At 66.0% G+C, this 25987-nt stretch carries 26 protein-coding genes, 1 tRNA gene and 5 pseudogenes; 20 read left to right on the forward strand and 12 right to left on the reverse strand.

Annotated features, from left to right (window positions below):
- Positions 1-53 precede the first annotated feature (53 nt).
- Positions 54-5246: an MG2 domain-containing protein gene (locus D3874_RS20865; protein ID WP_119780386.1), complete on the reverse strand. Its 5193-nt coding sequence runs from the start codon at positions 5244-5246 to the stop codon at positions 54-56.
- A 162-nt stretch (positions 5247-5408) separates the two neighbouring features.
- Between D3874_RS20865 and D3874_RS20870 the strand changes: the two genes are divergently transcribed.
- Entirely contained in the window at positions 5409-5597 is a 189-nt protein-coding gene (locus tag D3874_RS20870; RefSeq protein WP_119780389.1) for a ferredoxin, read from the forward strand.
- A gap of 174 nt (positions 5598-5771) precedes the next feature.
- On the opposite strand, the gene D3874_RS31325 is transcribed toward D3874_RS20870, so the two are convergent.
- The 7 genes and pseudogenes from D3874_RS31325 to pabB form a co-directional block, all read right to left on the reverse strand.
- A complete protein-coding gene (locus D3874_RS31325) occupies positions 5772-6845 on the reverse strand; it encodes an AMP-binding protein (protein ID WP_199699179.1) in 1074 nt (357 codons plus the stop codon).
- A gap of 98 nt (positions 6846-6943) precedes the next feature.
- Positions 6944-7312, reverse strand: a pseudogene (locus tag D3874_RS31330) (AMP-binding protein); the annotation flags it as partial.
- 271 nt (positions 7313-7583) lie between these two features.
- The gene (locus D3874_RS20885) at positions 7584-8024 is read right to left on the reverse strand and encodes a DUF2442 domain-containing protein (protein ID WP_119780396.1); all 441 of its coding nucleotides are present in this window, start codon (positions 8022-8024) and stop codon (positions 7584-7586) included.
- On the reverse strand, positions 8021-8248 hold the full coding sequence (locus D3874_RS20890) for a DUF4160 domain-containing protein (RefSeq protein WP_119780400.1): 228 nt from the start codon (positions 8246-8248) through the stop codon (positions 8021-8023). Before D3874_RS20890 ends, D3874_RS20885 begins: the two co-directional genes overlap by 4 nt.
- Positions 8249-8299: 51 nt before the next feature.
- Positions 8300-9148, reverse strand: coding sequence for an aminotransferase class IV (locus D3874_RS20895; RefSeq protein ID WP_119780403.1), 849 nt, complete (start codon positions 9146-9148; stop codon positions 8300-8302).
- On the reverse strand, positions 9145-9831 hold the full coding sequence (locus tag D3874_RS30715; RefSeq protein ID WP_233560081.1) for an anthranilate synthase component II: 687 nt from the start codon (positions 9829-9831) through the stop codon (positions 9145-9147). Before D3874_RS30715 ends, D3874_RS20895 begins: the two co-directional genes overlap by 4 nt.
- Positions 9828-11191 (reverse strand): annotated as a pseudogene (pabB, locus tag D3874_RS20910) (aminodeoxychorismate synthase component I). The gene D3874_RS30715 and the pseudogene pabB overlap by 4 nt, the downstream one beginning before the upstream one ends.
- A 150-nt stretch (positions 11192-11341) precedes the next feature.
- Between pabB and dcd the strand changes: the two are divergent.
- From dcd to D3874_RS20985, 18 genes and pseudogenes are all read left to right on the forward strand, one after another.
- Entirely contained in the window at positions 11342-11896 is a 555-nt protein-coding gene (gene dcd / locus D3874_RS20915) for a dCTP deaminase (RefSeq protein ID WP_119780406.1), read from the forward strand.
- 4 nt (positions 11897-11900) lie between these two features.
- Positions 11901-13166 carry a UDP-N-acetylglucosamine 1-carboxyvinyltransferase gene (murA, locus tag D3874_RS20920; RefSeq protein ID WP_119780410.1) on the forward strand — a complete coding sequence of 422 codons (1266 nt, stop codon included), beginning with the start codon at positions 11901-11903 and terminating at the stop codon, positions 13164-13166.
- On the forward strand, positions 13166-13612 hold the full coding sequence (locus tag D3874_RS20925) for a DUF2948 family protein (RefSeq protein WP_119780413.1): 447 nt from the start codon (positions 13166-13168) through the stop codon (positions 13610-13612). The genes murA and D3874_RS20925 overlap by 1 nt, the downstream gene beginning before the upstream one ends.
- Positions 13612-14262 (forward strand): annotated as a pseudogene (hisG, locus tag D3874_RS29525) (ATP phosphoribosyltransferase); the annotation flags it as partial. The gene D3874_RS20925 and the pseudogene hisG, both read left to right, overlap by 1 nt.
- A gap of 9 nt (positions 14263-14271) precedes the next feature.
- Complete coding sequence (gene hisD / locus D3874_RS20930; RefSeq protein WP_199699320.1) at positions 14272-15573, forward strand: histidinol dehydrogenase; 1302 nt, start codon at positions 14272-14274, stop codon at positions 15571-15573.
- Positions 15573-16052, forward strand: a complete 480-nt coding sequence (locus D3874_RS20935) for a UPF0262 family protein (RefSeq protein WP_119780420.1) — start codon at positions 15573-15575, stop codon at positions 16050-16052. The genes hisD and D3874_RS20935 overlap by 1 nt, the downstream gene beginning before the upstream one ends.
- Positions 16053-16057: 5 nt before the next feature.
- A complete protein-coding gene (locus D3874_RS20940) occupies positions 16058-16522 on the forward strand; it encodes an arsenate reductase ArsC (RefSeq protein WP_119780423.1) in 465 nt (154 codons plus the stop codon).
- A 24-nt stretch (positions 16523-16546) separates the two neighbouring features.
- Positions 16547-16723, forward strand: coding sequence for a CopG family transcriptional regulator (locus D3874_RS20945; RefSeq protein WP_233560082.1), 177 nt, complete (start codon positions 16547-16549; stop codon positions 16721-16723).
- A gap of 160 nt (positions 16724-16883) precedes the next feature.
- The gene (gene infA / locus D3874_RS20950) at positions 16884-17102 is read left to right on the forward strand and encodes a translation initiation factor IF-1 (protein WP_119780426.1); all 219 of its coding nucleotides are present in this window, start codon (positions 16884-16886) and stop codon (positions 17100-17102) included.
- Between the two features lie 22 nt (positions 17103-17124).
- Positions 17125-17727 carry a Maf family protein gene (locus D3874_RS20955; RefSeq protein WP_119780429.1) on the forward strand — a complete coding sequence of 201 codons (603 nt, stop codon included), beginning with the start codon at positions 17125-17127 and terminating at the stop codon, positions 17725-17727.
- Positions 17724-18146 carry a ribonuclease E/G family protein gene (locus D3874_RS30720; protein WP_119780434.1) on the forward strand — a complete coding sequence of 141 codons (423 nt, stop codon included), beginning with the start codon at positions 17724-17726 and terminating at the stop codon, positions 18144-18146. Before D3874_RS20955 ends, D3874_RS30720 begins: the two co-directional genes overlap by 4 nt.
- A gap of 44 nt (positions 18147-18190) precedes the next feature.
- A pseudogene (locus D3874_RS32135) lies at positions 18191-18337 on the forward strand (ribonuclease E/G); the annotation flags it as partial.
- Between the two features lie 68 nt (positions 18338-18405).
- Positions 18406-18513 (forward strand): annotated as a pseudogene (locus D3874_RS32140) (hypothetical protein); the annotation flags it as partial.
- 45 nt (positions 18514-18558) lie between these two features.
- Complete coding sequence (locus tag D3874_RS29530) at positions 18559-18849, forward strand: hypothetical protein (RefSeq protein WP_199699344.1); 291 nt, start codon at positions 18559-18561, stop codon at positions 18847-18849.
- On the forward strand, positions 18846-19061 hold the full coding sequence (gene yacG, locus D3874_RS20975; protein WP_119780441.1) for a DNA gyrase inhibitor YacG: 216 nt from the start codon (positions 18846-18848) through the stop codon (positions 19059-19061). Before D3874_RS29530 ends, yacG begins: the two co-directional genes overlap by 4 nt.
- Before the next feature lie 76 nt (positions 19062-19137).
- Positions 19138-19213, forward strand: a tRNA-Phe gene (locus tag D3874_RS20980).
- A 600-nt stretch (positions 19214-19813) separates the two neighbouring features.
- Positions 19814-20095, forward strand: coding sequence for a hypothetical protein (locus tag D3874_RS28135; RefSeq protein WP_147385759.1), 282 nt, complete (start codon positions 19814-19816; stop codon positions 20093-20095).
- Between the two features lie 112 nt (positions 20096-20207).
- Positions 20208-21165, forward strand: a protein-coding gene (locus D3874_RS20985) for an IS630 family transposase (protein ID WP_119780444.1) whose coding sequence is annotated in 2 segments (ribosomal slippage) — positions 20208-20530 and positions 20529-21165 — 960 coding nt in all. Because the reading frame shifts where the segments join, the coding sequence is not laid out codon by codon here.
- A gap of 16 nt (positions 21166-21181) precedes the next feature.
- Here the strand turns inward: D3874_RS20985 and D3874_RS20990 are convergent.
- The 4 genes from D3874_RS20990 to D3874_RS21005 all read right to left on the reverse strand — a co-directional run bounded on the left by D3874_RS20990 (position 21182) and on the right by D3874_RS21005 (position 24671).
- A complete protein-coding gene (locus D3874_RS20990) occupies positions 21182-22351 on the reverse strand; it encodes a DUF3800 domain-containing protein (RefSeq protein ID WP_119780447.1) in 1170 nt (389 codons plus the stop codon).
- A gap of 160 nt (positions 22352-22511) precedes the next feature.
- Positions 22512-23558 carry a PDDEXK family nuclease gene (locus D3874_RS20995; RefSeq protein WP_119782419.1) on the reverse strand — a complete coding sequence of 349 codons (1047 nt, stop codon included), beginning with the start codon at positions 23556-23558 and terminating at the stop codon, positions 22512-22514.
- A gap of 256 nt (positions 23559-23814) precedes the next feature.
- On the reverse strand, positions 23815-24111 hold the full coding sequence (locus tag D3874_RS21000; RefSeq protein WP_119780452.1) for an HNH endonuclease: 297 nt from the start codon (positions 24109-24111) through the stop codon (positions 23815-23817).
- A 5-nt stretch (positions 24112-24116) separates the two neighbouring features.
- Entirely contained in the window at positions 24117-24671 is a 555-nt protein-coding gene (locus tag D3874_RS21005) for a gamma-glutamylcyclotransferase (protein ID WP_233560083.1), read from the reverse strand.
- Between the two features lie 148 nt (positions 24672-24819).
- On the opposite strand from D3874_RS21005, the gene D3874_RS21010 reads away from it, so the two are divergent.
- Positions 24820-25890 carry a DUF2125 domain-containing protein gene (locus tag D3874_RS21010; protein ID WP_158596131.1) on the forward strand — a complete coding sequence of 357 codons (1071 nt, stop codon included), beginning with the start codon at positions 24820-24822 and terminating at the stop codon, positions 25888-25890.
- The last annotated feature ends 97 nt before the right edge of the window (positions 25891-25987 follow it).

Below are 25987 nucleotides of genomic sequence, written 5' to 3' on the forward strand. Positions count from 1 at the left end.
AAGGGCGGAGAGGGCTACCAAGATGTCCCTCTCCGCCGCTTGCGGGGAAGAGGTTACTCCACCGGCACCACGGTGACCGTGCCCATGGCCGACCGGGCGCGGTACTCGGGACGGTACATGTCCTCGATCGCCACCGCCGGGATCCTGTAGGTCCCAGGCGTCACGGCGCGCACGACATAGGCGATGGCAAAGCTCTGGTTGCCGCTGTCGGTGTCGAAGGCCGCGACATAGCGGTCGTCCAGCGCCTCCTGGTAGAGCGGGTAGCTCATCTGCGGCAGCCAGCCGATCTCCTCGGCCGAGGTGGTGCCGACCAGGCGCGGGTTCTCGATCTCGAAGCCCGCGGGCAGGAGGTCGATCACCATCAACTGGTTGGCATAGCCCGACGTGGTACGCCCGACGACGACCGCGATCATCATCGTCCCCTGGGGCACCGCCTTGGGGTTGATGGCCTTGCCGTCCAGGGTGAAGAACTGGCGCGAGACCTCCATGCCATTGCCGTTCGCCGGCTGGTCCTTGGCCGGCACGCCGGTCACGGTGCCGGTGTACCAGACCGAGCCTTCGCCCGAATTCTCGAGCTTCAGGCTCTGCGCCACCTGGGCCACGCTGGGCCGGATCGAGTAGGTGGTCGAGCGCGCCGGGATCGACTGGCCGCCCACACTCACCTGCATCTTGTTGTCGGCATCCGCCAGCGAGCGGGCCGCCATCAGGAGCCAGGCCTCTTCCTGGGTCGAGAGCCAGCGCTTGCCGGCCACCATGTCGGCCACCTTGGCCGCCAGGCCCTCGGCATCGATGCCCGGCACCTTGGTTTCCGCCGCCAGGGTGACGATCGCCGCCATGTCGCGGACATTGGTGCCGTAGTCGCGCCAGATGTCGCGCTTTTCCTGCGCCGCCAGGGCCCGGTCGAAGGCTTCCGCCGCCCGGCCGCCGTCACCCATCAGCGACAGCGCCGCACCCACCTGGGCCATGGCCAGCGGCGTCGGCAGGGCCAGCCCCACCGCGTCGTGCATGTAACGGCTGGCGCCCAGCTCGCCGACACCCGCCGCCGCCAGGACATAGAGCGCGTAGGAGCGCGAGGCCAGGGCTTCCGGCCCGTCGTCGCGGCGGTTTTCGGCATGGCGCTTCAGCCAGGCCAGGCCGCGGCGATAGGCGAAGTCCGGCACCTTGATGTCCTGCGCGCGGGCGCGGGTCATGAAGTCCAGGGCATAGGCGGTGAGCCAGGGCTCGGTCGAGCCGCCATCGTCCCACAGGGCAAAGCTGCCGTCCGAGCGCTGCATTTCCAGGACATGGCCGATCGCCTTGTCGATCCGCGCCTTGTGGTCGGGCTCGCCCGGCTGTTCCCACAGCTTGGCGACCTCGCTGACATAGAGCAGCGGCATTGCCCGGCTGGTGGTCTGTTCCAGGCAGCCGTAAGGGTAGCGGTCCAGGCTGCGCAGCAGGCCGGCGACATCGATATTGGGCCTGGGGCTCAGGCTCAGCAGGAACTCCGGCGTGCCGGGGACATAGGGGTCCAGCGCCTTCTGGCCGACGGTCAAGGCCTCGCCCGGCTTGAGCTGGCGCACCAGCCGATCGATCGTCGGCAGCTGCGGCGCCCGCACGCCCAGGCCCACGGTCCGCTCGAAGCGGAAGCCGTCCGGCCCTTCGATGATCAAGGCCAGCTTGCCCAGGCCGGAAGACAGGCCCTTGACCGGGATCACCACGGTCTTGGACGCGCCCACGGCCAGATCCACCGGGCCCGGCTTGGTGCCCGCCACCAGGCCGACCACGTCATCGCCGCCGATCGAGACCTTGTAGGGTCCCGGCTTGCCGGCGACATTGCTCAAGGTGACGGTCAGCCGGCTGGTGTCGCCGACCGCCAGGAAACGCGGCGTCGCCGAGAGGACGACGACCGGATCGCGCACGATCAGGCCCTTGTCGGCACTGCCGACCTGGCGGCCGTTCCAGGCCACCGCCATCAGGCGCAGGCGGCCGTTGTAATCGGGCACGTCGAAGCTGACCGTGCCTTTGCCCTGGGCATCGAGCGCCACCACGCCCGAGAACAGCGAGACCAGCTTGATATCCGAGGGCGGCGCCCCGCGGCGGCCCAGCGCATCGCCGTCGCCACCTTCACGCAGGCGGCCCGGCTTGCCCAGCTTGGCATTCAGCAATTCGCCGTAGGCATCGCGGATCTCGACGCCCAGCCGGCGCTTGCCGAACAGGTCGGCGACCGGGTCGGGCGTGGCGAAATCGGTGAGCTGCAGGATGCCCTCGTCGACCGCCGCAATGGTGACATAGGTCGGCGCGCTGCCGGCGATCCCTGAAACCTCGATCGGCACCGAGACCTTCTGGCGCGGCTCGACCGCCTCGGGCGTGGCGAAGGCGACCTTCAGGCTGCGCGCGGCGGGGTCGACCCCCAGCCAGGCCAGGCCGATGGCACGGCCGGGGCCGCGCTGGGCATCGGCATCGCCGGGGCGGAACGCGGTCGCCAGGATATAGGCGCCGGCGCCCCAGGACTCGGTTACCGGCACCTCGACCGTGATGCCATCGGCCGGCACCGTGATGGCGCGGGTCTCCAGCACCCGGTCGGTCGCCACCGTCAGCAGCAATTCGCCGGCAAAGGGCGCCTGGATGCGCAGCTTGGCGGTCTCGCCCGGGTTGTAGAGCTCCTTGTCGGGCACCACCGTCATCTTGTCCGGGGTGTCGCCGATCGACGGGGAGACATACCAGCCGGCATGGAAGCGGGTCGACGTGGCCGCCCCTGTATCCTTGTCGGTCACCTCCAGGCGGAAGCGGCCGTAACCGACGGCAGGCATGGCCAGGCGCGCCGGCCCGGCCGCCTTCAGGTCCACCGTACCGCTGGCGACCGGCTTGTCGCGCACCACGGTATGGTAGTTCCAGCTGCCGTCCTGGAAGGTCCACTGATAGTCCCAGTCTTCCTCGATCAGGGCCCAGCGGACACCGCCGGCATCGCGCGGCTTGCCGCCATCGTCGAGGGCGACGATGTCGAAGCCCGCACTGGTGTTCTCCGCCACCTGGTCATAGTCGAAAGTGGACTTGACCCCCAGCCACAAGGGCTTGTTGTGGATCGGCAGCTCGATCTTGGTCGAGACCGGCCGGCCGCTGGTCTCGAAGACATCGGCGCGGATCATGGCGACCAGCGGCTGGACCGTGTCAGGCAGGTCGTTCGCCTCGATCTCGAAGACGGTCTGGCCCTTCGCGTCCGTGGTCTGGTCGTCGAGGTTGACGCGCTGCTGCTCGACCCGCTCGTCGACCAGGCCGAAGGCATAGGCGGCATAATCGGGGAACGGCGTGGAGGCCGCGCCGATCACGACCTCGACCGCGCTGCGCAGATCCGTCGCCGGGGCCCCGAACAGGTATTTGGCATCGATCGACAATTGCAGCGGACGGCCCGGCTCGAGCGCCGTGGCGCTGGCGGTTACCTTGGTCTCGATCCGCGCCGGGATCACGTCCTCGACCAGCACCGACAGGCCGCCGATCGCGTCCTTTTCGGGGTCGGTGTGCCAGCTCAGGCTCCACGAGCCGGTGCGGGCACCGGCACTGATGTCCCAAGTGACCTCGTAGGAGCCGGCGCCCTGCGGCTGCACGGCGCGGCGGTCGATCTCGACCCCGTCGGGGCGGCGGATCTTGACCGTCAGCGGCATGCCGTCGATGGCGTTGCCGGATTCGTCGCGCAGCAGGGCCATGATGTGGGCGGTCTCGCCCGGCCGGTAGACGCCGCGTTCGGCATAGGCGAAGAGGTCGAGCGGGCCGGGCTGCGGCCGGCCGGACACGCCGCGGTCCGACAGGTCGAAGGCGGAACGGGTGAGGTCCAGGAAGGTGAAGTCGCCCTCGCCCGAGAAAGCCATGACCGCGGCGACCGAACGGCCGCCCTCGGCCCGCATCAGGCCGGGGTCGAAGCGCACGATGCCGTTGGCATCGGACTTGATGCTGGCCAGTTCCTCGTTGTTGCGGGCATAGAGACGAACCGAGATGTCCTGCGCCGGCTTGCCGGTCGACAGCGAGCGGGTGACCACGGTGAGGCCGTCGCGGCCGTCCATGGTGGTCAGGCCGACATCGGTCACCACCACCCACTGGGTCGCCAGATAGTCCCACGGATCGACGTCGCCGATCGCCGGGGCCGCGGTCAGGACATAGACGCCGGGCGTCGCGACCTTGCGCATCTCGTCGAGGTTCAGCGCGGTGACCACGCGCTTGTTGGCCTCGTTCTCGATGTCGACCTCGCCCTTCCAGACCAGCTCGCCGGTGGTCTGGGCGATTTCGCCGGCGTCGTATTCGCTGAGCGCCCGCATGAAATTGCCGTAGTTCACGACACTGAGCAGGTTGCGGTCGTTGATGCGGTAGAGGCTGAGCTTGGCCTTGTCGGTGTTGACCGAGATCAGCGGCACGCCGACCGCGCCGACCTTGGGCAGGATATAGGCGCTGTCGGTAAAGCCTAAGCTGTCCGGCCGGTTGCCCACCGTGATCGTGGCCGATTCGGTGCGGTCCAGCTTGGTCCCGTCGGCGGCCGGCAGGCCCTTGGCGACGGTCAGCTCATAGGCCTCGCCGAAGCGGGCGCCGTCGATGCAGATGTTGCGGCCGCGAACGGCGAAGGCGCCGTCGAACTTCGGCGTCACATCGATGTAATCGTCGTATTTCGCCGTGGGCGACAGGTCGCCGTAGAATTCCAGGCACAGGGACGGCGTATCGGCGTCTTCCTGGGCATAGGCATTGGTCAGGCGGAAGCGGGTCGCCTCCTCCAGGGCCGCGATGCGCTCGGCGATGTCCGGGCTCGACTTGATCTTGGCGGCTTCGCGGTAGACCTCCAGCGCCTGGCCGGGGGCATCGTTGCGCTCCAGCGCGGTCCCCAGGATGTCCAGCGCCGCGACCTTGCCCGCCGGTGTGGTGGAAAGCTGATAGGCGCGGTAGGCGGCGGGAATGGCGCGCCAGTAATTGGTGTTGCGCAGGTGCGCCTCGGCCAGACGGCCCCAGGTGGTGGCGTCGTCCTGGCCCAAGGCGATCGCCCGCTCGTAGAGGTCGGCGGCCTGCCACCAGCGCTCGCGCCGGGCTTCCAGCTCGGCCGCGTCGAAGGATTTCTTGGCCTCGACCGCGCTGCGCGCGCCGTCGTCGCGGCGCTTGATGTCCTGGACGTAGGAATTGGCCTGGTCGGCCACCCTGGAGAAGGGATCCGCGTGAACGATGCCGGTACCGGCGATCAGAACAGCGCAAACGAATGCCAAACGGCGGATAAACGCCGACGTGACACGGCCCATGAGATAATTCCCCCCTCGTTGCCGGCCGATCCTACACGAAGCAAGGCTCGGCACCTAAGGGGTCGCAGAAGATTTTGGCAAATTCAAGGAGCCAGATCACACATGCCCGCTTGACGCGCGACCAAGAGAGGCCGATCCCAGGTGATCGGAGGAGGTGATCACATGAAAATCACCGTCGACTGGGACCGTTGCAAATCCAACGGCGTCTGCGTCGCCATGGCCCGCGAGGTCTTCCGCCTGAACGGCGAGGAACTCGACATTCTCCAAACCGAACCGCCCGAGGACCTGCGGGAGAAGGTCATGCGCGCGGTCAAGCGCTGCCCCACCCAGGCCATTTCGGTCGAGGGTTGAGAGCTTGCCCTTACTCCCTCGCCCCGCTTGCGGGGAGAGGGCTGGGGTGAGGGGTTGCCGGGGCCGCGATAGTCGCTGCCAAAACGCTCGCCGGGCTGGCGACGGTCGGCAGGACCTTGACCTGCCACACCCCTCACCCTAGCCCTCTCCCCGCAAGCGGGGCGAGGGAACGCTTTACGCGATGCGCCGGGCTTCGCCCTGCCAGTAGCGGTCCTTGAGCAGGCGCTTGTAGAGCTTGCCGGTGGGATGGCGGGGCAGTTCGGCCTCGAAGTCGACCGTCTTGGGGCATTTGACGTGGGACAGGTTCTCGCGGCAGAAGGCGATCAATTCGGCTTCCAGCGCCGGGCCGGCGTCAGCCATGTCGGCCGGCTGGACCACCGCCTTCACCGCCTCGCCCCAATCGGGATCGGGCACGCCGAAGACCGCCACGTCGGCCACCTTGGGGTGGGTGATCAGCAGGTTCTCGGCCTCCTGCGGGTAGATGTTCACCCCGCCGGAGATGATCATGTTGGCCTTGCGGTCGGTCAGGAACAGGAAGCCGTCGGCATCGAGATAGCCGATGTCGCCCAAGGTCGACCAGCCCTTGTCGTTGCGGCTGGACGCGGTCTTTTCCGGGTCGTTGTGGTACTGGAACTCGGTCCCGTCCGAGAAATAGATCGTGCCCGGCTCGAAGGCCGGCAACTCCTTGCCCTCGTCGTCGACGATATGGGGCACGCCGAACAGGGGACGGCCGACCGTGCCCTTGTGGGCCAGCCATTCGGCGCTGTTGCAGGCGCAGAAGCCGTTGCCCTCGGTCCCGGCATAGTATTCGTGAATGATCGGGCCCCACCAGGCGATCATCTGTTCCTTCACCGGGATCGGGCACGGCGCCGCCGCATGGATGATGCATTGCAGCGACGAGACGTCGTATTTGCCACGCACCGCCGGGTCGAGCTTGAGCAGGCGCGCGAACATGGTCGGCACCACCTGGCTGTGGGTGACCCGGTGCTTTTCGATCAGGGCCAGGTATTCCTCGGGATCGAAATGCTCCATCACCACCACGCTGCCGCCGAAGCGCATCATGGTCATGGAGAAGCGCAAGGGGGCCGCGTGATAGAGCGGCGCCGGCGAGAGGTAGATCGTCCCTTCCGAGGGGCCATAGAGCGCGCTGGCCAGCATGAACAAGGTGTTGGGCGAGCCGAACGGCAGGCCGCTGAGCGCCACCTTGATGCCCTTGGGCCGGCCGGTTGTGCCCGAGGAATAGAGCATGTCGGCGCCTTCGGTCTCGTCGGCGATCGGCGTCGCAGGCTGCCCTCGACCGCCGCCTCGTAAGCTTCGAAGCCGGCCACCTGCCCGTCCAGCATCAGGCGGGCGATCAGGTTGGGCGAGGCCTGGGCCACCTTGCCCGCCAGATCGGCCATGTATTTCGAGGTGATCAGGACCTTGGCGCCGCAGTCGTTGACGATATAGGCGGCCTCGCCCAGGGTCAGGCGGGTGGAGATGGCGGTATAATAGAGTCCGGCGCGCTGGGCCGCCCAGGTGATTTCGAAAAAGCGGGCGTGGTTTTCCAGCAGGATGGCGATCTGGTCGCCCGGTTTGAGCCCCAGGCTGCGGAACAGATGGGCGCAGGCATTGGAGCGCGCCTCGAGCTCAGCATAGGTCACCGTCTTGCCGCTGCCGGCCATGCGATAGGCGATCTTGTCGGGATTGGCAGCGGCGTGGACACCGATATGCATGCTTGTCTCTCCCTTGGTGCGCGGCCCGTTTGCCCAGGTCCGTCGCTTATCGTTATGCTTGGACTATAATCTAACCAATGATGACGCCATCGTCACCTTTATCGACATGACCGAAAAAAAGCCGCCCCCCAAGACCCCGGCCGACCTGAAGGCCGAACGCCTAGCCCAGCCCTGCGCGACAACCTGCGCCGCCGCAAGGCCCAGACCCGCGGCCGCGAAGCGGTGGAACGGGCGCTGGGCGATGATAAGGACGAGCAGGAATAGGGGCCGGTCAGGCCGCCGCCGTGGCTTCCCAGCCTCGGCAGGCCAGAAGAACATGCTTCGGCACGGGTTTCTTGCCGTTCGAGTAGTAGGCGATCATCCGCCGGGAAAGCCCCAAGGCCTCCGCGGCCTTGGTCAGCGACAAGCCGTGGCGCAGCCGCCATTCGAGAAACTTGCGCGCATCCTCATGGCCGGTGGCGCTAAGGGTTTCGAGCCAGAGGGCATCCGCACCGATCTCCACGCCGCCGGGCCATTCGAGGGCATGCCCCCACTCCCCAACCCTGACCTCGCGAAACGCCGCCGGGTCCCGCAAAGCCGCGAAGGCCTTGTGATGGAGCATGGCGCCCAGATCGAGGCGAGCCTTGACGCCGCCCACCCACGAAACGTCGACCATCGCCGTACCAACCGGGTGGACGTCGCCAATGGTCCGCATTTGGTCTAGGGCGCTCATCCGTTCAATTCCTGCCACTTTGCCAGCAAGGCCTCTCGATTCTGCCTGGCCCAAACCGTCGCTTCGCGCAAAATCTCACCGGATACAGTGCCGATGATCAGTTCCAACGTCGCGATGTTCACCGAGGCACGAAAATCCCGCCCCTCGATATGGAAATGCGGGATGCCGTGCTCATTGCCATAGACCGCGATCTTCCACGCGCCTTGCCGATGCATCGTGACCATGCACCGCGAGCGTAGTGCAACTATTGCACCGTGTCACGCGATCTCAGGCGGTCATTCCGGCTCGAATGGGTCTGCGGCGCACTCAGCCTTGACGGCGTCGCGGAGGATAGCCGACAAGCGGCGCACGATCTCGTCGTTTTGAGGCAGTGCCCTACCGTCCAACGCTGTGACGGGGCACAGCAAGCGCAGGCTGTTGGTGGCGAAGACCGCATTGGCTTCACCCAATCCGGCTGGTTCCACCGCCCGCTCGGCGGGACGAAAGCCGGAAACGACCCCCAACAAAAGCTGCCGCATCACGCCGGGCCGGACACCGTCGGAGACCGGCGGCGTCACCAGTTCCTCGCCCTGAATCACAAACAGGTTGGCCATCGCCGTCGAGGCGACATTGCCGGCCGTATTGAGGATCAGGGCATCGCCGGCGCCGGCCGCCTTCGCCTGCTGGAACGCCAGGACATTGTCGAGATAGGCGAGCGACTTGATGCGGGACAGCGGCGAGGTTTCGTTGCGGCGGATGGTGCTGGTGACCAGGCGGATCGGCTGGAACGCCATGGAAGGCGACCAAGGGGCGAGCGTGGCGAAGACGGTGGGGCGGGGCTCGGCCGGCGGGGCAAGACCGCGCGGGCCGGGGCCGCGGGTGACGGTGATGCGGAGCGCGGCGTGATCGTCGGTCATGGCGGCGACGAGGTCGGCGATCGCCTGCTCGACGGTGGCGCGCGGCAGGGGGAAGCCCAGGACCTGGGCGGCGTCTTCCAGGCGGGCCAGGTGGTCGCCCAGGCGGAAGGGCACGCGGCCGAAGACGGCGATGGTCTCGAAAATGCCGTCACCCAAGGTCAGGCCGCGGTCGCCGGCCTCCAAGGTCAAGGTCGGGCTGTGGCGGACGCTGCCGTCGAACCAGATCATGCCGCGAGATCCAGGAAATTGCGCAGCAGGCGGTGGCCGCCCTGCGTCAGCACGGATTCGGGATGGAACTGCACGCCGAAGGTGGGGTGGTCGCGGTGGCGCAGGGCCATGATTTCGCCCTCTACCGACAGGGCGGTAATTTCCAATGGTGCACCTCTCTCCTCCCGCGTCCTTTCGTCATCCCAGCGAAAGCTGGGATCCATGGCGATGCCAGGTTCTGCCGTGTCCAGCATGCCACCGCCATGGATCCCAGCTTTCGCTGGGATGACGATTGATGTTGGGAGTTCCACCACCAAGGAGTGGTAGCGCCCGACCGTCAGCGGCGCCGGCAATCCCGCAAACAGGCCGGTGCCGTCGTGGCTCACGGGCGAGGCGCGGCCGTGCAGGGGCCGCCTGGCGCGGGCGATGCGCCCGCCGAAGACCTGGCCGATGCACTGATGGCCCAGGCAGACGCCGAGGATTGGGATCTTGCCGGACAGGGCTTCGACGATGCCCAGGGAAATCCCGGCCTGGTCGGGCGCGCAAGGGCCGGGCGACAGGACGATCGCCCTGGGCGCCAGGGCCTCGACCGCCGCGACGGTGATCGCGTCGTTGCGCACCACCTCGGCCGCCTCGCCCAGTTCGCGGAAATAGCGGGCGATGTTGAAGACGAAGCTGTCGTAATTGTCGATGACCAGGATCATTCGGCCGCCTCGTCCGCCCGGGCACCCGATGCCGCAAAGATCCGCGCCGCCTTGGTCAAGGTCTCCTCGTGTTCCGCCACGGGGTCCGACAGGGCGGTGATGCCGCCGCCGACATGGAAACTGGCCTGGCCTTGGGTGAAGGTCACCGTACGGATAGCGATGTTGAAATCGGCGCTGCCGTCGAACCCCAAGTAACCGATCGAGCCGCAATAGACGCCGCGCGCCACCTGTTCGGTCTGCGCGATGACCTGCATCGCCTGGGGCTTGGGCGCGCCGGTGACCGAACCGCCGGGGAAGGCGGCGGCGACGGCGTCGAGCGCGTCCCGGCCCGCTTCCAACTGCCCGGTGACGGTCGAGACCAGATGGTGCAGGCCGGCATAGGTCTCCAGCGCGCACAGGGCCGGCACCTCGACCGTGTGGGGCCGGCAGACGCGCGAGAGGTCGTTGCGCAGCAGGTCGACGATCATGACGTTTTCCGCCCGGTCCTTCTCCGACGCCAGAAGGGCGGCGGCGCGGGCCGCGTCGATGGCTGGATCTGGATCGCGGGCGATGGTGCCCTTGATCGGCCGCGTTTCGACCCTGTCGCCGGTCACTTTCAAAAATCGCTCTGGCGAGGAGGAGGCGACGGCGAGGTCGCCGAACGCGAGGTAGGCGGCGAAATCGCCGGGGTTGGCTGCGCGCAGCCGCTCGTAATAGGCCCAAGGGTCGAAACCGGCCCCCAGGCTGGCGGTGAAGCGCTGGGCGATATTGGCCTGGAAGAGGTCGCCGGCCAGGATCGCCTCGATCACCCCGGCCACCGCCGCCCGGTAGGCCGCCGGGGTGAAATTCGATTGCCAGTCGAGCGCCAGGGGGGTGTCCACCCGGCGCGGTTCGGGGGTGGCCAGCAGGGCCAGGACCCGGTCGCGGTTGCCCTGGCCGTCCGCCTCCGGCCACAGATCGGCCATCAGGATCGCCTCGCCGCTGCCATGATCGAAGGCGATAACCCAGTCGTAGATCCCGAAGATGGCGTCGGGCACGCCGCCCGGCATGGCCGGCTGGCGTTCGAACAGGCGGCCGGCCTCATAGGCGAGGAAGCCCATGGCCCCCCTTTGAAGGCGGGCAGCCCTGCCCCCGCCGCCGCCCGGCCCTGCTTCAACAGGCCGCGCAGCGCCGCGTGCGGCGCACCTGGCAGCGGCTGGCCGTGCCAGTGCCCCCGGCCCTCGCGGATCTCGAACAGGCCCGCCGGATCGGCGGCGAGATAGGAGAATCGGCCTTGGATTTCATGGGCATAGGCACTGTCCAGGAACACGGTGCCGCCCAGCCCGGCGAGGCGCCGGGCGGTCGCCACGGGGTCCAGGGGCCCAAGGGGTACGATCGTCATGATCCGATTTGTCGCAACGCCCAAGCGCCGACGCAACAGGCGGTATTCCGCCTACGCGCAACACAGCCCTGCCACAGAGGTTGAGGCCGCCCCCGCGACCGGCTAGATAGGGCGGTCAAAATCTCGCGTTACCCTGAAAGAAATCCGCCGATGGCCATCCTGTCCGACATCTCGATCCGCGAGCTTGCCCAGACCACGGGCATGATCGAGCCGTTCGTCGAGGCACAGAAGCGCGAGGGCATGATTTCCTACGGCCTGTCGTCCTATGGCTATGACGCGCGGGTGGCCGACGAATTCAAGATCTTCACCAATGTGAATTCGGCCGTGGTGGACCCCAAGGACTTCTCGGCCGACAGCTTCGTCGATCGCAAGACCGATTGCTGCGTGATCCCGCCCAATTCCTTCGCCCTGGCCCGCACCGTCGAATATTTCCGCATCCCGCGCGACGTGCTGGTGATCTGCCTTGGCAAGAGCACCTATGCCCGCTGCGGCATCATCGTGAACGTGACGCCGCTGGAGCCCGAATGGGAAGGCCACGTCACCTTGGAATTTTCCAACACGACGCCCCTGCCGGCGAAGATCTATGCCAACGAGGGCGCCTGCCAGTTCCTGTTCCTGAAGGGCGACCGCCCTTGCGAGGTCTCCTACGGCGACCGGGCAGGCAAATACATGCGCCAGACCGGCGTCACCCTGCCGAGGCTTTGAGATCATGGCCCTTCAACGCATCGTCATCCGTGGTGCCGGCGAGTTGCGCGGCGAGATCCCGATCTCGGGCGCCAAGAACGCCGCCCTGCCCCTGATCGCGGCCGGCCTGCTGACCGACCAGACCCTGACCCTGGACAATCTGCCCGAACTGGCCGACATCGGCTCGATGCTGGGCCTGATCGAACAGCATGGCGCCGGCATCGTGCGCGGCCCGCGCCATGTCGAGATCACCACGGCCAGGATCGACAACACCACCGCACCCTATGACATCGTGCGCAAGATGCGGGCCAGCGTCCTGGTGCTGGGGCCGCTGGTCGCCCGCATGGGCGAGGCCAAGGTCTCGCTGCCCGGCGGCTGCGCCATCGGCACAAGGCCGGTGGACCTGCACCTCAAGGGCCTGGAGGCCATGGGCGCGAAGATCGAACTGGTCGACGGCTATGTCCATGCGACCGCGCCCAAGGGCCTGAAGGGTGCCACCATCCGCTTCCCCTTCGTCTCGGTCGGGGCGACGGAGAACCTGCTGATGGCGGCGAGCCTGGCCGATGGCGAGACCATCCTGGACAATGCAGCGCGCGAGCCCGAGATCATCGACCTGGCCAATTGCCTGCTGGCCATGGGTGCCGAGATCGAGGGTGTCGGCACCGAACGCATGGTGATCCGCGGCAAGAAGTGGCTGCGCGGCGCCCGCTATTCGATTCTGCCCGACCGTATCGAGACCGGTACCTATGCCATGGCGGTGGGTGTGGCCGGCGGCGCGGTCGAACTGGTCGGCGCCCGGCCCGAAACCCTGGAAGGCGTGATCGAGGTGCTGAACCGCACCGGGGTCGAAGTGACGCCGACGCCGCGCGGCATGTTCGTGAAACGCAACGGCAGCCGTGTGGTCGGCGTCGACGTGATGACCCAGCCCTATCCGGGCTTCCCGACCGACCTGCAGGCGCAGTTGATGGTGTTGATGGCGACCGCCGAGGGGGCGGCCATGATCACCGAGACCATCTTCGAGAACCGCTTCATGCATGTGCCCGAACTGGCGCGCATGGGCGCCAATGTGACTGTCCACGGGGCGTCGGCCCTGGTGCGCGGGGTCAAACGCCTCAAAGGCGCGCCGGTGATGGCGACGGACCTGCGCGCCTCGATCAGCCTGGTGCTGGCGGGCCTGGCGGCGGAGGGCGAGACGGTGGTAAACCGCATCTATCACCTCGACCGCGGCTATGAGCGCGTGGCCGAGAAGCTGAGCGCCGTGGGCGCCAAGATCGAACGATTGGCCGACTGATGACCACGCCCCCGGCCAAGCTCAACCTCGGCTTTGCGGACGCGGAAGACCTGAGCGTGGTTGCCGCGGTCCTGCAGGATGCCGTGGTGAAGGCGGCCGACCTCGCCTATCTGGGGGGCATGAAGCGCTTCGTACTGGTGGCCAACCGGTTCTGCTGGGAAGGCGGCGAGATGCCGCCCCTGCGCCGGCGGGCGGGCGTGCATTTCGATACGGTGCGGTCGGTCAAGCTGCGCGGAGTCGATCGCAACGCGGTGGAACAGGTGCTGGAACTCCTGACCATCGAGACCCAGGAATACGAGAACGGCGTGCTGATCGACCTCATCTTCGCCGGCGAGGCGCAGATCCGCCTCGACGCGGAAGTGGTCGACGGCGGTTTGAAGGATTTGACGGAAGCCTGGCCCACGGCGCGCGCGCCGCGCCATGCGCTCGACGGGAAAGAACCCTGATGGTAACCAAACCGCCCAATGAAGGGCTCGTCTTCGCCCTGCCCAAGGGCCGCATCTTGAAAGAGCTGCGCCCGCTGCTCGACAGGGTCGGCCTGACGCCGGAACCCGATTTCGACAACGAGAAATCGCGCGCCCTGCAATTCCGCACCAACCACCCCCATATCACGCTGATCCGGGTGCGCTCCTTCGATGTCGCCACGTTTGTCGCCTTCGGCGCCGCGCATCTGGGCGTGGCAGGCAACGACGTGCTGATGGAATTCGATTATCCTGAGATCTATGCGCCCCTGGACTTGGGGATAGGCCGCTGCCGCCTGTCGGTGGCCGAGCCGGTCGACATGGCCAACAAGGACGACCCCAGCCGCTGGAGCCACGTCCGCGTTGCCACCAAGTATCCGCATGTCACCCGCCGCCACTTCGCCGCCCGCGGTGTCCAGGCCGAGTGCATCAAGCTGAACGGCGCCATGGAACTGGCGCCCAGCCTTGGGTTATGCCGGCGCATCGTCGACCTGGTTTCGACCGGCGACACGCTGAAGGCCAACGGCCTGGTCGAGGTCGAGCAGATCGCCGAGGTAACCTCGCGACTGGTGGTCAACCGCGCCGCCTTCAAGACCAGGGTCGAGGAGATCGGCGGCTGGATCGATGCTTTCCGGGGGCCCTGCGTGCCGCTTGACCTGACCACCGCGGACCCGGATTTCGCTGCCCGCTTCCAGGGCCTGCTCCACGCCAAGCGCGAGATGTCGGAAGACGTCGACGCGGCGGTCGCCAAAATCGTCGCCGACGTGAAGCTGCGCGGCGACGCGGCGGTGATCGAGTACACCAACCGCTTCGACCGCGTAACCATCAAGGACGCGGCCGAGCTGCGGGTCTCGACCCAGGAGATCGATGAGGCGGTCGCCGGCCTCAGCCCGGAACTGCTGGCGGCGATCGACCTGGCGGCGACGCGCATCGAGTCGTTCCATGCCCGCCAGATGCCGATGGACGACCACTATACCGACGCGGCCGGCGTGCGCCTTGGCCTGCGCTGGACCAGCGTCTCGGCCGCCGGCCTCTATGTCCCCGGCGGCACCGCGGCCTATCCCTCGTCGGTGCTGATGAACGCCCTGCCGGCCAAGGTGGCGGGTGTCGACCGCATCGTCATGGTGGTGCCAACGCCGGACGGCGTGCTGAACGCGGCGGTGATGGCGGCGGCGCACCGGGCCGGGGTCACCGACATCTACCGCATCGGCGGGGCCCAGGCCGTGGCCGCCCTGGCCCATGGCACCCAGAGCATCACACCGGTCGACAAGATCGTCGGCCCCGGCAATGCCTATGTCGCGGCGGCCAAGCGCCAGGTCTTCGGCCTGGTGGGCATCGATTCGATCGCCGGGCCCAGCGAGATCCTGGTGGTGGCGGACGGCACCAACGACCCGGCCTGGATCGCCGCCGACCTGCTGTCCCAGGCCGAGCACGACGAAAGCGCCCAGTCGATCCTGATGACCGACGACAATGCCTTCGCCGACAAGGTCATTGCCGCCGTCGAGGACCACTTGAAGCGCCTGCCCCGGGCGGTGACCGCGGCCAAAAGCTGGCACGACCACGGCGCCGTGATCCGCCTGGCCAACCTGGCCGAGGCGGTGCCCCTGGTCGATGCCATCGCGCCCGAGCACCTGGAACTGGCGCTGGACGATCCTGACGGCTTTGCTAACAAGGTGCGCCATGCCGGCGCCATCTTCCTGGGCCGCCACACGCCGGAAGCCATCGGCGACTATGTCGCCGGGCCCAACCATGTGCTGCCCACGGCGCGCACCGCGCGCTTCTCGTCCGGCCTGTCGGTGTTCGACTTCCTCAAGCGCACCACCCTGGTCGGCTGCGACGAGGCCGCGCTGCGGGCGATCGGCCCGGCGGCAGTAACCTTGGCCCGGGCCGAGGGACTGGATGCCCATGCCCTGTCGGTCGCCATTCGACTGGGCGGCGCCAACTGATGACCGAAGGCTCGACCCGCAAGCTGGTGGGGGTGACCCTGGACCAGGGCTCCGTCGCCAGGCGCGGCGCCGATGTCGAGCATGAACGCAAGGTGGCGATCTTCGACCTGCTGGAAGAAAACCACTTCTCGCCCATCGGCGATCACGACGGGCCCTATCACCTGCACTTAGGCATCGAGGAAAACCGCCTGGTCTTCGATATCCGCGATTCCTTCGTGGCGCCGCTCGGCAAGATCATCCTGGCCCTGTCGCCCTTCCGCACCATCATCCGCGACTATCTGGCGGTCTGCGACAGCTACCAGATGGCGATCAAGTCCGCCTCGCCCCAGAAGATCGAGGCGATCGACATGGGTAGGCGGGGCCTGCACAACCAGGGTTCGGAGCTGCTGATCGAACGCCTGAAGGGCAAGATCGAGATCGATTTCGACACCGCCCGGCGCCTGTTCACCCTGATCAACGTTTTGTTGATGAAGGGCTGAGCGGGATGGCGTTCCCGGGGGGGCTCGACGTCGATCTGCCGGGGGCCGTGCTGTTCTGCTGCACCCAGAACGCGATCCGCTCGCCCATGGCCATGGGCCTGATGAAGCATTTCTACGGCAAGGTGATCTTCACCGATTCGGTCGGCGTGCGCGCCGGCGACCTCGACCCCTTCGCCGTCACCGCCATGGACGAACTGGGGATAGACATCGCCAAGTACCGGCCCAAGAGCTTCGACGACCTGGAAGACACCAGCTTCGACCTGATCATTTCCTTGAGCCCCGAGGCCCAGCACAAGGCGGTGGACCTGACCCGCACCATGGCCTGCGAGGTCGAATACTGGCCGACCTTCGACCCCAGCATCGCCCAAGGCAGCCGCGACCAGGTGATGGACAGCTATCGCGGCGTGCGCGACCAGCTCTTCAAGCGCATCCGCGCCCGCTTCGGCGTGGTCAAGGCACCGACCGTTTAGACAGACTGCGCCAAGCATGGCAATATGCCGGGCATGGTCTCTAAGCGGAAAATCGACCCTGAAGATCTCGACCCTGCATTTGTTGCAGCGATCGAGGAGGGCCGTGCCGACATTGCCGCTGGCCGCACTATTTCACACGAGAAAATTCGGGCGTGGCTGCTGTCCTGGGGCACACCGAACGAACTGCCGCCGCCAGAATAGCAGTTCACGGATCTCAGCGCCCGGGAACCTGAACGCCGTCTTGGCGTTGCATTCTCGCCTCTTGCACCCCAAACAGGGCCGACCTGATGCCTGCGCGCTTGCAAAAGTGGGCGCCCGGTCGCATGTTCCTGGCCAAATTTCGCGCCCTTCAGGAGAATTCATGGCGAAAGAAGAGTTGATCGAGTTTCCGGGTACGGTAACCGAGCTTCTGCCCAATGCGATGTTTCGCGTGAAGCTGGATAATGACCACGAGGTGCTGGCCCATACCGCCGGCAAGATGCGCAAGCATCGCATCCGCGTCCTGGCCGGCGACAAGGTGCTGGTCGAGATGACCCCCTACGACCTGACCAAGGGTCGCATCACCTTCCGCTTCAAGTGAGCTGACGACCAGGCATCACGCCATGGTCCAACGCCCCCTTTTCGTGCTCGCTTCGGCCAGTCCGCGCCGGCGCGAGCTTCTGGCCCGTCTGGGCCTGGTGCCTGACCGCATCGACGCCGCCGATCTCGACGAGACGCCGCTGAAAGCCGAAGAGCCGCTGGCTCTCGCGGCGCGCCTTGCCGTGGCCAAGGCCCAGGCCATCGCCGCGCAGGCGCGCAATGCCGGCGCCTTCGTCCTGGCCGCCGACACCGTGGTGGCCTGCGGCCGCCGGGTGCTGCCCAAGGCCGAGACGATCGATGAGGCCCGCGCCTGCCTCGACCTGCTGTCGGGCCGCCGCCACAAGGTGATCACCGGCCTGGCCCTGGTCCGCCCCGACGGGCTCGCGCGGGGGCGCACCGTGGTCAGCAGCGTCACCTTCAAGCGCCTGACCCGGGCCGAGATCGCCTGGTACCTGGAGAGCGGCGAATGGCACGGCAAGGCCGGCGGCTATGCCATCCAGGGCCGGGCCGAGGCCCTGGTGCGCTTCCTCTCCGGCTCCCACTCCAACGTGGTGGGCCTGCCCCTGTTCGAGACCTATCAATTGCTGGCCGGCAACGGCCTCGACGTGACCTTGCCCGCGCCATGACCCGGCGCTTCGTCATCGAAGCCGGGCCGCTCGAGACCCGCACCGCCTTGATCGAGGACGGTCGCGCGATCGAATTCCACGTCTTTCCGCAAGGCCGCCCGTCCCTGGTGGGCGAGATCCGCCTGGGCCGCGTCGCCTCGGTCGAGAAGGCCATGGGCGCCCTCTTCGTCGACATCGGCCTGGACCGCCCCGCCTTCCTGAAGCTCAAGGACGCCGGCCGGCCCAGCCCGGCGGAAGGGGCGGCGATTGTCGTCGAGATCATCCGCGAGGCGACCGGGGCCAAGGCCGCCCGCGTCACCACCCGCCTGGGCGCTGTGGCGGACCCCACAGGCCAGATCCCCCGGCCCGCCTGCTGGCGGCCCCCCATCCCGCCCTGCGCCTGGCCAGGGCGGCAGCCGCGACAGGCCCGCTCGACCTGATCGTCGAGGGCGCCGCCGGCGGCCTGCGCGCCGCCCTCAGCGATCTGGGTGCCCGCGGCCATCAGGGCACCCGCCCCCTGTTCGACACGGCAGACCTCGAAGGCGCCTTCCTCGCCGCCCTCGAGCGCCACGTGGCCCTGGAGGGCGGCGGCAGCCTGGCCATCGACGAGACCGAGGCCCTGACCGCCATCGACATCGACGGGGCGGGCCTCAGCCCCGCGCCGCCAACGAGGCCGGGGCCAGGGCCGCCGCAGCCGAGATACGCCGCCGCAACCTCGCCGGCCAGATCGTCATCGACTTCATCGGCGACGGCGCCGACATCGCCGCCGGCCGCCAGGCCCTGGCGAAAGCCCTCCAGGCCGACCCGCTGCGGCCGGAACTGGCCCGTGGCGACCTGGGTGGCCTGGTCCTGGTGACGCGGACGCGAATCGGCCCCTCCCTGCGCGGCGCGGTGACCGAACCCTGCCCGGCGTCCGACGGCCGGCGCCTGACCGCCAGCCATCTGGCCGCCCGCCTGCTGCGCCGGGCCGAGGGGCTGGCCCGCCACCACCCCGGCCGCGCCCTGATTGCCCGGGCGCCCCAGGACGTGCTCGATTTCGCCGCCCCGCGCTTCGAGGAGCTGGTGCGCCCGCTGGGTGCGCCCTTGCGCATCGAGGCCTCCCTGGGGGATGGTCGCGACGTGGAAGTGAGTCTGGCCCCATGAAACCCGATCCCGCGAACGACAACCCCAAGCCCTGCCAGATCTGCGGCAAGCCCTCGGCCGAGAAATACCGGCCGTTCTGCTCGGCGCGCTGTGCTGACGTGGACCTGCACCGCTGGCTGGGCGGGCGTTACGCGATCCCGGCGGTCGAGACCGACGAGCCCGACGACGAGACAATCCTGCCCGACGACGGCAATGCCAGCGGTGACGATTGACGGCCCCCGCCTAATCCTCTAATAACGGCGTCCTCGCCGACCGGTGCCCTGCTTTGCACGTCACCGCCGTCCTTGGGCCCAGGTAGCTCAGTTGGTAGAGCAGCGGATTGAAAATCCGCGTGTCGCTGGTTCGATTCCGGCCCTGGGCACCATAAAAAACCATTATATTTTAATAGCTTACGTGATTATGAGTGATTCTCATGGTCTCAATTTTCCTTTCCAGAACGCTACAGAATGACCGTTGATTCTCCTCACTTTTCCAGTGCGCTCCTGTGGCTCCACAGAATATTTCCAGAAAATTTCGGGGCCTAAGAACCCGCTTGGGTCAACAACGGTGTAAGCAAAACCATCTCCAAGGCCCCGAGCAATCCATCCGGAAGAGTGCCGAATCACTGATTTCACGGTATGGTGGTTTTGCGGTCGACGAGCGGTGGAACTAGCCAAATGAAGCAATATCCGATCTATGTGCCGGGGTGTGGGTATCAGGGGATTGACCGACGCAAGCGGCAGAAGTGCGACGAATACAATCGGGTCGCCCACCTGGTCCAAAAATACTTGAACGAAGAGGTCTCCAATCAGCCGGACGGTGCCTATTCCTATCTTAGTTACGCTGTTGCTAGAGAAATAGGCGAGAGCTCTGATCTAGTGCACGAAATAATATCGAAGATAGATGGCGGCACTAATGGTGTCACTATTCTAAAGGGCTCGTATAAAGACTTGTATCGTTAGCGCTAGTACAAACTGGGGGCAATATGACGACAAAATATCATCTCGAAATCTACGAGCCGGGATCGAACGGTACCACAGTTGCGGCTCACTTCACGAGTTCCACCCCGTTCGGTCATATCGCTCCAGGTGATCTCGTCAACCTGCCTGACGCACCATCACCAACCATGCCAGGCTCACCTTGGCAGGTTACCAAGATCGAGCACGGCCTCTGGAATGCGGGGCCCGACGTGACGCACAAGGTGATGCTATTTGTCGAAGAGATCCCCAAGCCCCAATTCGGAACCATGGAGATCAAGGGCTTCTAGTGGATTGACTCCAACGCTTGGAGTCAATCCACTAGAGCATCTTGCTTGAAACCTGAATCGTCGGGATTCCCTTGGCGGCGGAATTGTGATTCATCCTCTCAGGAGGTGGATCATGGGAAAACCTTACTCGACTGATTTGCGGGAACGGATCGAGGCTCACGTGGCTTCGGGCCATTCGCGGCGGGATGCGGCCAGGCACTTCGGTGTCAGCCCGAGTTGCGCGGTGAAGCTGGTGCAGTGGGTGGCGGCCACTGGCTCCGTGGCCCCAGCCCGCCAGGGCCGCCCGCCTGGCGGCGGCAAGCTGGCACCGCACATGAGCTTGCTGATCGGGTGGGTCGAGGCGGAGCCCGACATCACGATGCCTGCCTTGGCGGCGCGGCTGAAGACGGTGGCGGGGGTGACGGTGCATCCCGCGTCCTTGTCGCGGGCGCTGCTGGCGGCGGGCTTCAGCTTCAAAAAAAAGCCTGCTGGCCTCGGAGTGCGGGCGCGACGAAATCCATGAGGAGCGCCGGACCTGGCGGGTCTACCGGCAGCCGCGCCTGCGCGAGCAGCCGCAGCGCCTGGTCTTCATCGACGAGACCGCGACCACGACCAAGATGACCCGGCTGCGCGGCCGGGCACGGCGCGGGATACGCCTGAAAGCCCGCGCGCCCTTCGGCCACTGGAAGACCCAGACCTTCATCGCCGCGCTGCGCAGCGATGGCCTCACCGCGCCCTGGCTGATCGACGGGGCGATGAACCGGACCGCTTTCGAAACCTACGTCGAGACCCAACTCGCGCCGACGCTCACCCCCGGCGATGTCGTGATCCTCGACAACCTGGCCTGCCACAAAAGCGAGAATGCCAAGGCGAGCCTCAAAGCCCGCGGCGCCTGGTTCCTGTTCCTGCCCCGTTACAGCCCGGACCTCAATCCCATCGAGATGGCCTTTGCCAAACTCAAGGCCCATCTGCGTCGCATCGGCGCCAGGACCATCGATGCACTCTGGCGCGCCGTCGGCGACATCTGTGATCTCTACGCCCCAGGCGAATGCCTCAACTACCTCAAGGCCGCTGGATATGCTTCGGATTAATCGCTCGATGCTCTAGTTATTGTTGGCCAATGTCACCCATAAGGTTATAATCGCCGCGAACCCAACTGACCTCTGCAATACGATACATTTGCTCAAGGTTTTCATACGGGTCACCCTGGCGCTCCGCCCTTTTCGCAAGATCGTAGAGGATAAGCGCATTAACAGCCGCGCTCCTGTTGGCGAGATTAACGACATCCAAATCCGGAAGAATTGAGTGCTCATGCACATGGCGGGATATAGCCTCGCTAATCTCCTCGCACCCAGTTGGAAACCCCTGGGTGATCATCACGGCAGCGGTGCCTGCAACCACGTCCGCCAATTGAACAGCCGGGTGATTTCGCGAATCAACAAAGTCAATGGGCTTGAAGAGACGCCACCCAAGTGCATCAGGATGACGCTTCATGCGAGCACGGCGGATGCCTGGATCGCGCTCGTCCCCGGTAAAGTAAGGAGCGATCGATTGGAGTGGCTTACTAACGTCGCACCGCACAGAAAGAGGCTTCCCGGCTGCACCCCAATAGTTTAGGTGGCTCCAAAGCCCTGACGCCGAAAGGTCCAATGTCCAACGTCCGCCATCGGGAAGCGCCGTATCCAACTGTGCATTGTCGGCGATGATTGTATCGCGATAGCCATAGGCAAAGCGCAAGACGGTTTCAAAGGGATGCTCTTGGCCCTCTGGAGAGAGAGGTGGGCGCGGACTATCAAAGAGAAAAGGCGCGTCTGCGGGGTCACGTGTACGCATGTATTTTTGAAACTGTTCAATAGTACCCCTTGCATTGCTTTCGCCATCACTCATCCAAAGCCAAGCGTACATTGCCACGAAACGATGAAGATTCTTCTCGTAAAGAAGTCTTGGGTTATGCTGATATACCGGTTCGTAGATATACTCAAAGAACCAGCCGCAAAGCGCCAAAAGTTTGTCGTACAAGCTTACGATATAACGCCCCTCACAGGCCTTTAGTAACTCCAGAATCAATTTTCGACCGCGCCTGGACGCCATAAGCCTACTCGCTTTCAATTCAGGCATCTGAACAGGGTAAAGCGCACGCACCCTTTGAATGGTGTCGAAAGCTTCAGGATCAGGTATCGAGACCGACGCAAACGTGAAGTACCGCTGGTCTTTTTCAAGGAGATCAGGGCCTGTATGCCCTGCTTCATCGCATGAAATTTGGAGTATCTCGGTCATATGTAACCGCTCACTCTTTGAGGCGAATAATTGGGCCAAAATAGACCGGGGCCTGGAGGGGGAGAGCGCCAAAAACCGGATAGTCTGATGGCCGCTCAGATTTTTCCGCCAAACTTCCCCGGGGTTGCTCGCTCCAACGCAACGGCTAGCGACTCAAAACTTAGTCATCCGCCACGCCAAACTGCTCCCTCAGAAACTCAATTGTCTTTGGGTCCCGTAGCTTGCAGACGATGTTTTGGTTGGCAAACAGACCGTCCGACCACTTGGCCTCAGCAATTGGGAAGGCCTTAATCCATTCCACGCCAACCGCATACTCGGCCAGCTTTGGGTCGTCCTTGTCGTGGCCAATGTTAGACTGCGTGAGTTGCTGATCGAGCAGCGGCCCCGCCCCCGTCACAAAGTCACGCACCATCAGAGCGGGAGCGGTAACCCGCCCATAGCCAACATAGCCTGCCTGCTTCTGGTAGCCGACAATGCGATCACCCGGCTCAAGGCGACGCAACGGCCCTGAATACTTCTCTCCGGCCCCAGCAGCTATGAACCCGTAGCGTTGCATGTCCTCCCAAGAGCGAGCGGCGCTATCGCCAACATTTACGTACCAGAGGCCCGACCAGGGTGCTTGGACACGCGCCTCCGATCGCTCGACGACCTCAGCCTGGTCGAGCAACCAATCGGTTGTCAGCAAGGTTTGACCGTCTTGCTCAAAAATCGCGAAGAAGGCGGTATTGATCGCAATGTCATGGACCTCTGACAGGTACCGAACGATGCGCTGTGAGGAGGCATCGAAGGCGCTTGCGACAATCACCATCGTGTGCGTCCCGTTTAGCGTCTGCGGTATTGCCGCACCGAAGCGTTCCCGGAAAGCGGCCCCAAGCCGGCCTTTAAGGTAATCCTGAGCAATATCGTGAACCTGCCGTGTGGTAAGGCCCACGACCCAGCTCGCGTAGTCGAGCATCTGTGCCACAATTTCGCGAGGGGTCCGGTCGCGCTTCAGCTCGACAATCACAAGATTGCCGTCTGCGTCCAGGCCCAGGAGGTCAATTCGACCACCAAAGCCCGTCACCACCTGCCGCCCGATCACCAAGAGTTCGAGGCCCAAAAGGTCAGGTTGCTTCTCCAACCAACCTTCGATGAGGTTTTCGTTGGCCAAGCGGCCCCGCGCAACGGGCACTAGGGAATCGCCGAATAGTTGGTAGAGCCGCGTCATCTGCTTACTGCTCCCGGCTTCGCCTCGACGTCCCCCGCTGCCCCTCGGCTCAACCAAGGATAAGAGCGAGTCTACTCACTCAACCATGAGCTTACAGCACGATTTGGGAAATTATGAAGACCACCGCAACGCTGGCCAGCTGCTACTCCGTAACACGATTGGCATACGATCGGAATCGCGCCCAACAGAAATCCGTTTATTTTCAATGCGATAGCCGGAAAAATTGTCAATCCGGCCCTGACCGCCGCCAAGCCAATCAGATGTGGTCCCGCTCGCTCAACTGGGCGAGAAACGCCGTCTCGTTCATCGAGGCTTTGCGCGTATTGCAGGCGCGGCAGGTCAGCACCAGGTTCGCGGCCGAATCGGTGCCGCCGCGGCACTTGGGGCGGCGGTGTTCGATGGTCTCGACGCTCATGGGTGCTGCCAGCGCCGCCGCCGAGCCGGCCTTTGCCATCGGCTGCCGGCAATAGAAGCACAGGCCGTTCTGGCGCTGCCGGGCGAGTTCGCGGAACTGGCGCAGGCGTTTGCGCTTGTCCTTGGCAGCGGCGCGCATGGCGCTCAGTCGTCGCCCAGATGGGTCACCGGGCGGTCGCCCAGGGGCTGTTCCTCGGGCACCGCCTCGACCGCCTTGTGCAGGCGGTGGATCAGGCTGTCGGCGATGGCCAGGCGGTCCAGTTCGGCGACGGTGGCGGCGAGATAGTCGCGGTTGCGGCCGGCGATGCCCTCGGCCCCGGCGATCAGGCGCACCTGCTCGTCGAAGGGCAGCTTGCCGGCATATTGCTCGTGGCGCGGGTCGACCACATAGGTGACCGCGCTCACCGTGCCCTGGCCGGTCACCACCGGCACCATCCGCTCCAGGTAGACATGGGTGATCAGTTCGCGCTCGCGCAGATAGGCGAGCGTCGCCGCCCGCTCGCCCGCCGCCACCTGGAAGGCGAGGCCGCGGCACGAGCCGCCCCGGTCAAGGCCCAGGACCAGGCCGGGCCGGGCCGGGGTGCCCCGGTAATGCGTGGTGTAGATCGAGAAGGAACGGTGCCAGCCGTGCAGCGTGCCCGGCCGCACGCCCAGATAGGCAAAGCCCGGCCGCCACATCAGCGAGCCATAACCGAACACCCACAAGTCGCCCCTGCCTGCTGCCTGTCCGCCCACGCTGCCCTCTGACCGCCTGATTCCACCCCCAAGATGGCCCAGGCGGTAGGGGCTGGTCCAGCGGCCATCCGCCGCCTATAGAGAATGCCCAGACGCCCAGGGGAGAGCCGCTTTGCGCGCACGTTACGTTTACCTGATCCTGTTTGTCCTGGTCGCGATCGGTGCCTGGACCGGCTGGTGGTTCTACCTGGCCGGCGAGGTGCGCACCCGCACCAACGACTGGATCACGGCCCAGGCCGCCCAGGGCGTCGAGGTCGCCTATACCGATTTCCAGGTCGGCGGCTATCCCTACCGGATCGAGATCGAGATCGACAACCTGACCGTCTCCGCCCCGCGGCAGCCGGGCCGGCCGGCGGCGGCGGTGCCCCATGTCACCGTGCTGGGCCTGCCCTGGAACCCCAACCTGGTGATCGCCAGCATCACCGGCCCCAGCGAGTTCCGCTGGACCGATGCCAAGGGGGTCGAGCAGCGCGCCACGGCGACCGCCGCCTCGGCCGGGCTCTCGGTCGGCCTGGAGCGCGGCCAGCCCCAGCGCCTGGCCCTGTCGCTGGCCGATTTCAGACTGGTCTCGACCACGGCGCCCGAGCCGATCACCGCCAAGGTGTTCGAGATCCACGCCCGCCGCCAGGCCGGCGGTGCGGCCCCCGCGGCCGACGGCGGCAGCGGCCAGTCGCCCACCGCGCCGCTGGCGGTCGAAGTCGCCATCGACGGCGAAAACATCCACATGGCGGCCACGCCCGACCAGCCGCTAGGCCCCGATATCGAGCGGCTGGCGCTGACGCTCGGCCTGGCCGGACCGCTGCCCCGGCTGGTCCCCGGCACGGCCCCGCGCGAACTGGTCGCGGCCTGGGCCCAGGCCGGCGGCACCCTGGAGATCACCCGGGCCGAGACCAAATGGGCCAGCCTGGACCTTACAATGACCGGCTCGTTCTCGGTCGACAGCCAGATGCGCCCGATCGGCGCCACCTCAGGGAGAATCGGCGGGCTGGAGCCCCTGATCGACGGCGCCGTCGCCCGCGGCCGGATCAGCGACGGCCAGGCCAGCAGCATCAAGCAGGCCTTGAACGCCATCGGTTTCATCGCCCGCGACGCCCAGGGCCGCGTGCCCGTGGCGATCAACATCCAGGACGGCAGGATCATGTTCGGCCCGGTCCCGGTGGGCCAGGTCGGGCCGATTTTCTAGCAACTTGAAATCACCACCAGGCTTCCGGGTAACCCATGCCGTCATCCCGGCGAAGGCCGGGATCCACTGTCGGGGAACACTGGGGCGGACCCGTATC

Origin of the sequence: Oleomonas cavernae, assembly GCF_003590945.1 — a bacterium.
GTDB classification, from domain to species: Bacteria; Pseudomonadota; Alphaproteobacteria; order Zavarziniales; family Zavarziniaceae; genus Zavarzinia; species Zavarzinia cavernae.

Excerpts from the sequence above, each read along its gene's own strand:
- D3874_RS30720 (WP_119780434.1), top strand. The coding sequence starts at position 17,724 with ATGACCCGGCGCTTCGTCATCGAAGCCGGGCCGCTCGAGACCCGCACC.
- D3874_RS20925 (WP_119780413.1), top strand. The coding sequence starts at position 13,166 with ATGACCACGCCCCCGGCCAAGCTCAACCTCGGCTTTGCGGACGCGGAA.
- dcd (WP_119780406.1), top strand. The coding sequence starts at position 11,342 with ATGGCCATCCTGTCCGACATCTCGATCCGCGAGCTTGCCCAGACCACG.
- D3874_RS20945 (WP_233560082.1), top strand. The coding sequence starts at position 16,547 with ATGCCGGGCATGGTCTCTAAGCGGAAAATCGACCCTGAAGATCTCGAC.
- D3874_RS20935 (WP_119780420.1), top strand. The coding sequence starts at position 15,573 with ATGACCGAAGGCTCGACCCGCAAGCTGGTGGGGGTGACCCTGGACCAG.
- D3874_RS21000 (WP_119780452.1), bottom strand. The coding sequence starts at position 24,111 with ATGCGCGCCGCTGCCAAGGACAAGCGCAAACGCCTGCGCCAGTTCCGC.
- D3874_RS28135 (WP_147385759.1), top strand. The coding sequence starts at position 19,814 with ATGACGACAAAATATCATCTCGAAATCTACGAGCCGGGATCGAACGGT.
- D3874_RS31325 (WP_199699179.1), bottom strand. The coding sequence starts at position 6,845 with ATGCTCTATTCCTCGGGCACAACCGGCCGGCCCAAGGGCATCAAGGTG.
- infA (WP_119780426.1), top strand. The coding sequence starts at position 16,884 with ATGGCGAAAGAAGAGTTGATCGAGTTTCCGGGTACGGTAACCGAGCTT.
- D3874_RS20940 (WP_119780423.1), top strand. The coding sequence starts at position 16,058 with ATGGCGTTCCCGGGGGGGCTCGACGTCGATCTGCCGGGGGCCGTGCTG.
- D3874_RS20955 (WP_119780429.1), top strand. The coding sequence starts at position 17,125 with ATGGTCCAACGCCCCCTTTTCGTGCTCGCTTCGGCCAGTCCGCGCCGG.
- D3874_RS20870 (WP_119780389.1), top strand. The coding sequence starts at position 5,409 with ATGAAAATCACCGTCGACTGGGACCGTTGCAAATCCAACGGCGTCTGC.
- D3874_RS20895 (WP_119780403.1), bottom strand. The coding sequence starts at position 9,148 with ATGATCTGGTTCGACGGCAGCGTCCGCCACAGCCCGACCTTGACCTTG.
- D3874_RS20995 (WP_119782419.1), bottom strand. The coding sequence starts at position 23,558 with ATGACGCGGCTCTACCAACTATTCGGCGATTCCCTAGTGCCCGTTGCG.
- D3874_RS20990 (WP_119780447.1), bottom strand. The coding sequence starts at position 22,351 with ATGACCGAGATACTCCAAATTTCATGCGATGAAGCAGGGCATACAGGC.
- yacG (WP_119780441.1), top strand. The coding sequence starts at position 18,846 with ATGAAACCCGATCCCGCGAACGACAACCCCAAGCCCTGCCAGATCTGC.
- D3874_RS20865 (WP_119780386.1), bottom strand. The coding sequence starts at position 5,246 with ATGGGCCGTGTCACGTCGGCGTTTATCCGCCGTTTGGCATTCGTTTGC.
- D3874_RS20885 (WP_119780396.1), bottom strand. The coding sequence starts at position 8,024 with ATGAGCGCCCTAGACCAAATGCGGACCATTGGCGACGTCCACCCGGTT.
- D3874_RS30715 (WP_233560081.1), bottom strand. The coding sequence starts at position 9,831 with ATGATCCTGGTCATCGACAATTACGACAGCTTCGTCTTCAACATCGCC.
- D3874_RS20890 (WP_119780400.1), bottom strand. The coding sequence starts at position 8,248 with ATGGTCACGATGCATCGGCAAGGCGCGTGGAAGATCGCGGTCTATGGC.
- murA (WP_119780410.1), top strand. The coding sequence starts at position 11,901 with ATGGCCCTTCAACGCATCGTCATCCGTGGTGCCGGCGAGTTGCGCGGC.